The organism is Pedobacter sp. GW821-FHT01D05, assembly GCF_059422505.1.
This window is the reverse complement of the sequence record NZ_JBWKXA010000007.1, coordinates 266,870-273,455: the sequence shown is the minus strand read 5'-3', so window position 1 is coordinate 273,455 and position 6,586 is coordinate 266,870. Positions and strand designations below refer to the sequence as shown.

General features: G+C 39.8%; 3 protein-coding genes. All 3 read right to left on the bottom strand.

Annotated elements, in window-relative coordinates; translation table 11 throughout:
- Positions 1-138: 138 nt before the first annotated feature.
- The 3 genes from AC07VK_RS22435 to AC07VK_RS22425 are packed head-to-tail and all read right to left on the bottom strand — an operon-like array spanning position 139 to position 6,586.
- Complete coding sequence (locus AC07VK_RS22435) at positions 139-1,866, bottom strand: RagB/SusD family nutrient uptake outer membrane protein (RefSeq protein ID WP_494939831.1); 1,728 nt, start codon at positions 1,864-1,866, stop codon at positions 139-141.
- 23 nt (positions 1,867-1,889) lie between these two features.
- Entirely contained in the window at positions 1,890-5,123 is a 3,234-nt protein-coding gene (locus AC07VK_RS22430; protein WP_492959625.1) for a SusC/RagA family TonB-linked outer membrane protein, read from the bottom strand.
- Positions 5,124-5,152: 29 nt separating this feature from the next.
- On the bottom strand, positions 5,153-6,586 hold the full coding sequence (locus tag AC07VK_RS22425; RefSeq protein WP_492959626.1) for a fasciclin domain-containing protein: 1,434 nt from the start codon (positions 6,584-6,586) through the stop codon (positions 5,153-5,155).

Here is a 6,586-nt window from a genome sequence, read left to right as displayed (position 1 = left end):
TGAAAAAGCCTTCTCGCAATGACGATACTTTGAGGCGATTTATCTCCATTAATATTTCCTGTCATTTATATTAATTTATAAAATAAATTACTCTTCAGGATGACAATTACATTTATGATACAGCTTCATTACAACCTTTTATTTCCAATCAAACGGCAGATACCAATTGGCCGGATCCATTAATTTTTGCCTGGTAAGGCTTGCATTAGGGTTGCCTGCTTTTAACAGTTTTTGGTAAATCCGATCTGCTAAAAAGGCTGGGTTATTCTGTCTTCGGGCAATACGGACCAAATCAGGCCAGCGGTTACCTTCAAAAGCAAGTTCCAATGCGGCCTCATCAATTAATTTGCCTTCTAAGCCTATCATATCCGTCTGATAGCTTACATCGATCGCATTTACTACTGCCCTACCTCTAATGCCACAATTACGGTACCAGGTACCCGAAACATCGTTATTTTTTCTGGCATCGAAATAATAAGGTGAGGTTTGCGGATAAGGGGTAATCATCGTATTTAATTCAGCTACTGAAACAGGGGCCTGTGCTCCGGCAGTAATGGTACCTACATAATAGGTATTCCTGATCCCCGTGTTTAGCAATGCCCAGCCCAATTTGGTCTGTCCGTCTCTATTAGCAGCTTCCGAAAAACGCAGGTGCAATAAAGGCGCCCTGTAAATGCCCCACTTACCGCCATTATCGGTTAGTTTGGTAATTTCATCGCCCATGGCAGAAGCATTGAAGGATAATTTGCTCCTCGGATCGAAAGGAACGCCGCTAGTGGTGACCTGGCTATTCCACAAGTCTTTTATAGCCTGCGAAGGTTTTATCTGATAGCTTTTAAGTGGCGAACACAAATCAATCATTGGGTTTACAGGTTTAAAAGCGGTATTATAAGGCATGGCCCATAACCACTCAGTGCTCCATGGGTTCGATGTGGTTGGCAAGGCAAAAATAGCACGCCAACCTGCATCTAAACTATTTATCAAACTACTGGCATCTTGCCCACTTCTACTAAACAGAACGGCTAAATTGGCATAAGCTACATCACCAGAGTTATTGATTTTGTAAAAGTTAAACCTAAAGTTATCATTCGCATTGCCATTTTCGGCATTCATCAGCTTGGCATAATTTTCGGCTGCTTTAATATAATTGCCTTTCCACAGGTAAAGATCGCCCAACAGGAAAGCCTTTGATGCAAACAGTTTTTGGGTATAATTCCCATCAATGGTTACCAATAATGATGTGCCTGTTGGATAAGCATAAGCTTCTTTATAGGGCAGGCTCTCGTTAAAGGTGATTAATTTATCCAGGAGCTGATCGAATGGTGTTTTTGGGTAATTGGCCAGTTTTTTTAAATCATCTACCGTTTCTATCGCATCAGTGATATAAGGTACGCTGCCATATTGAATACCTAAATGCAGGTAAATCCAGCTCCTTAATGTGGCAATATCTGAATAGCGTTTGTTGTAATCATCAACACTCATCCGGCGATCATCGACCATCATTTTAAAGTTTTTGAGCACATCGTTACAATTCACAATCACCTGATAATATGGTCTTGGGTCTACATACTGATTGTTTTTTGTTTCGGTATGTGATGATAACTCCTGCAGATCGGCACTTGATCTGGAGGTCACATCCACTAGATCGCCACGCAGTTCGTTCTGCAGGACATACAGTTTTTCCAGGCCCAAAAATTGGCCGTAAATACCAACAACCGCCGCATCTGCATCAGATACTGTTTTAAAAGCATTTACACTATCCAATTTATCTTCGGTAGGTACATCAAGCATTTTTTTGCAAGACCACGAACCTGCCGATAAAATCCCCAACAGTAAAAGGGATGCAATTTTTTTATTTATGTTCATTTTCATGAGTATATCTTTCTTAATTATAATCCAACTCTAACACCTAGCTGAAACGATCTGAACTGCGGCTCAAGTGTAGTATCTATACCCTGGCTAAATAAGCTTCCTGAGTTACTAAATTCAGGATCATAACCTAAATAATTGGTTACTGTAAACAGGTTATTAGCCGTAGCGTAAATTTTTGCGTACTTAATGGCTTTCAGTTTTAAGGGTACATTATAAGTTACATTAACGGTTCGCAAACGTAAGTAAGAACCATCTTCAATCCAGCGGTCAGAAAAACGGGCGTTCCCTACCGGATCGCCATAAGTAGCTTTTGGTACCGATGTAACTTGTCCATCACCTCTCCACCTGTTGCCAATATTTGGCGTTTGGTTGTAATAAGTGCTTCCTGATTCTAATTGAGCCCTGGTATAATTGTAAATATCGTTACCACTAACAAAGGTGATTAAAGCATCTAAACTCCAGTTTTTGTAGGTGAAGGTGTTGTTAAAGCTTCCAAATAAATCCGGATTAGGATTACCAATAACGGTGCGGTCGGCATCATCAATGATCTTATCGCCATTGCTATCGGTAAACCTTACATCTCCCCCTGTAAATGGCACCAGTGCTCCTAAACTGTTGCGGCTAGATAAACCTGAGGCAGCGGCCTCTGCATTGGTTGCAAAAACACCATTGGTTTTATAACCGTAAAACTGATTGGCCGACTGACCAACCTGGCTGATATAAGCACCACCTGCATAACTGGTTATAACTGAATTTCCATCAGGTAAACTGGTAATTTTATTGGTTGATGTACCGATGGTTAAACCCGCATCCCATTTTAGTTTTTCATTTAAAATCCGGCCGTTTAAGGCTAAATCTAAACCATTTGTCTGCATGCCACCATTATTGTTGATAAAAGAAGCCGTACCGGTAACAACGCTCAGCAATTGATAGCTTAACATATTTTTGGTGCTGTTTCTCCAATAATCTAAACTGATGCTTAGACGTTCGCTAAAAAAGGAACCATCAATACCCGTATTAAACTTGCGAACGGTTTCCCATTGTAGATTCGGATTCGCAAAATTGCCGGTTACGATCCCCCTGATGCCCAATACATTTTGAGAGGTATAATATTTTCTGGCGGTATAATTCCCTACATCATCATTTCCAACCAAACCATAGCTCATTCTTAATTTCAAAAGGTCAACGCGGTGTAAATTGCGCATAAATTTCTCGGAAGAGATTACCCAGGCAGCACCAACAGCCGGTAAAACGGCATAACGGCTTCCATTAATCCTCAAACCATCATCGAAGTTTAAGAAACCCTGATCGGCCTTTGCACCAAAACGTGAAGAACCGTCTACAGCCATCGAAAAATTAACGAGGTATTTATCAGCGTAGCTATAATTGGCAGACAGGTAATTGTTTAGCGTACGCCATTTCCCAATATCACCACCAAATGTTCTAAAAGCTGCATTACTGTTCCCAATGCTGATCAATTCATCTGTTGCAGAGTTAAAACCCAACGCATAATCCTGTTCGCTTTCGCTCTGTGAATAGCGTGTACCAACAATTGCATGTAATTTACTATATGAACCGAAAGATTGATCGTAAGTTAAGCGCAGATCGTTAAACACATTAAAAAACCTTCCTACCTGTGTACCTAAACGACTATCGCCTACATAGTTGGAAAGTGTATCGTTGGTTACCCCTTTTCTTGGAATAAAAAGTGTTTCCTGTGTTTTATCGTAAGTTACACCACTTAGGTTAGATAGTTTAAAGTTTTTGTTGAAAGTAAAATCGAAATTGATGTTTCCATAAAACCGATAAGCCTTTTTTAAATTTTGTCCTTTCTCGATTAAAGCTCTTGGATTACTCACCTGTAAGGTATCATAATCCGCTAAATTCGGTGAAACTGCCCCAGTTGAATTTATTTCATTCCTGGCCATAAAAGGCGATTTAACCAAAGCTAAAAACAGCGGATTGGTTACAGGAGCAATTCCCTGATCTTTTAAACGCTGTTCGGTATAGGTAAACGATAAACTAGTGCTTCCCTGTAGTTTTTTAGTCAGGTTTAAATCGCTATTAAACCTTGTACTGTATTTTAAATTATCAGTACTATCAATTACCCCCCTATCTCTGGCATAAGCAGCAGACAATGCATACTTGGCAATATTATCACCACCGGTTACCTTTAAAAAATAGTTCTGATCGAAACTGCTTTTTAACACCTCCTTCTGCCAATTGGTTTCGTTATGGTATTTAAAATAATCGGGATTGGTTGGACTATCGTTCATATAAGGTTTTGCGGCAATGGCACTATTGCTTAACCCCTGACTTTTTAAAATATCGGAAAGATATAACCTATAATCAGAAGTCCCCATAACAGGTAAGTTTTTAGGTTTGAAATTAAAACCTGCGTAACCAGAAAAATCGATATTGGTAGCCAGATCGTGTGCACGGTTAGTGGTAATTAATACGACTCCATTTGCCGCTTTTACCCCATAAGTTGCTGCCGAAGCCGCATCTTTAATAATACTGATGTTTTCAATATCCCGAACATCGATAAATTGAAGCGGGTTGTTAACATGGCCTTTAATGAGCGATGTACCGTAATTATTGGCATCGAAAATCATCCCATCAACCACATATAAAGGCTGATTTGTAGCATACAAAGAATTAAACCCTCTGATGAGTACATCGGCGCCTACTCCGGGCGTTCCTGAGCGCCTGGTAACTTTAACCCCTGCGGCCCTGCCCTGAACGTAACTCATTACACTTTCAGAATTACTGGCCCAGTTACCCTGCAAACTCACATTACTGATGGCGGGTATTGCCCTTGCCTGAGAAATTGTGCCTGTTGGTGTAACTACCTCATTGTAAACAGAAGTAAATGATAACGGGTAAAGTTTAGTTCTGATCTCTTTATCTTTGTAAACCGGTAGTACCTTGGTTTGGAAACCATTACCAGAAATAATAATACTGGCCTTGTAATCAGGTACCACTACGGTAAATCTTCCTTTTTCGTCGGTAATGGCGGCGTTAAAACCAGTAACTGTAATATTAATACCCACTAAAGGCTTATTAGTATTTCCATCGAGCACAACACCCTTTATTCTTTCGCCCTTAACTGCGCGGGCCTTTACTTTTACGGTAGTGGTATCTGTTTCGGTTTTCATCGAATCTACTTCCTGTGCTTGTGCAGCTAAGCCAAACACCAGTAAGCAAAGCAATATGCCCCAAACTTTTTTTATCGTTGTAAAATTATACATAGTATTTTTTTTGAAAGCAAGATTCATAATTAAGGTAAAACTGGTTCGAAGCGGAGATAATCCAATATGAGCGTACTTACATTTACATTCGTACTGTTTGCAGCGGTTAACCTCACCTGAAAATTGCCAAACTGTGCTGGCGTATATTCTCCTAAGTAGGTTTCGTTATAGGTTAAGGGGTTTACCAGATGGGTATAAAACAAAGTATAACTTACTGTGGCAGGGTTAAAAAAGAAATAACGCTGCGTAAATGCTGCAACCTGTGGGTCGCCGGGCAAACCAGAAATGGCCCTTGCGTAAACTTTATATTTTACCACGGGTAAATTGGCTTTGGTATAAAACACACCAAATTCGGCATACTTATGGTCATAAACCTCGATATCGTTAAAGGTTTTCCCTAAATTATCGAGTTTTGTTCGGTATAAAAGCGTACGTGCAGCACTAATGGACTGTGGTTTTTCACCCTCTATTTTAAATTCGGGTATTTTATCCTTTAAACGGAAAGGCAGCGCATTTACAACATGCACCATCCCGTTACTGGCGCTGTAGGAACGGATAATATTAGCCTTATTGATCGGCACTTTTACGCCTTGTAAAGAAATCAGTGTATCTGGCAATTTTTCAATCGGGTAAACACCTTTAACGGTTAAATCTTTCACCAAAAAGTAGGAAGCATTCAAATTCGGATTTATACTTGGATAATAGGTTGAAAGTTTTGCCGATTCGGCTGTAAAAGCGGCATCCTGCAATATAAAATAAGTGTATTGCTGACTTTCGTCTCTCAGATCGGCTATATTTACCCAGTAAGTATTCCTGGATATCATTGGCGGATTGGGTGCAAAAATCGGATTACCCAATGTATTATAACCAATAACAGTAGCGTTTGCGGTATCGATAACGGTAATCGACAGGTTATTAATGTAGTTTTTTTGCAAAGCACCATCAGTACTGCTTAGCATATAATCCCAAATATTCTGTTTGGTTGGAACAGCCTGATCTATGGTATACAATACCCCATTTTTTACAAACTGGCCAGCAGCCGAAACAGTGCCTTCTTCAAATTTAGTGCTGGTAAAAACACCAAACTTATTATTAAGCAGTTTCAACCTTGTAGTATCGCCCCCTTTGTTTAATGGGAAAGTAGATAATGCAATATGGTTGGCAACAAAATCTTTTAATTTTGCCGGATCAGAAACAATTGCTGCATCTAAACTGGCTAAAGCCTGATTGGTTGGTGCCCAAACCGTATAATTTTGAGCACCCGCAAGCACCTTATCATAGCCCGTAGTTTTAACATAACCGTTAAAAATACTGAGGTTCGCCTGGGCATCTAGCTTTTGTGCAAGATCTAAACTGTTATCTACATTGGTAAGCTCGTTATGAAGTTCCAGGCTATCTTTACAGGAATATAAAACTGTACCGATACTGAGCAGGGCAACGTATATTATATATTTTCTAGTCAT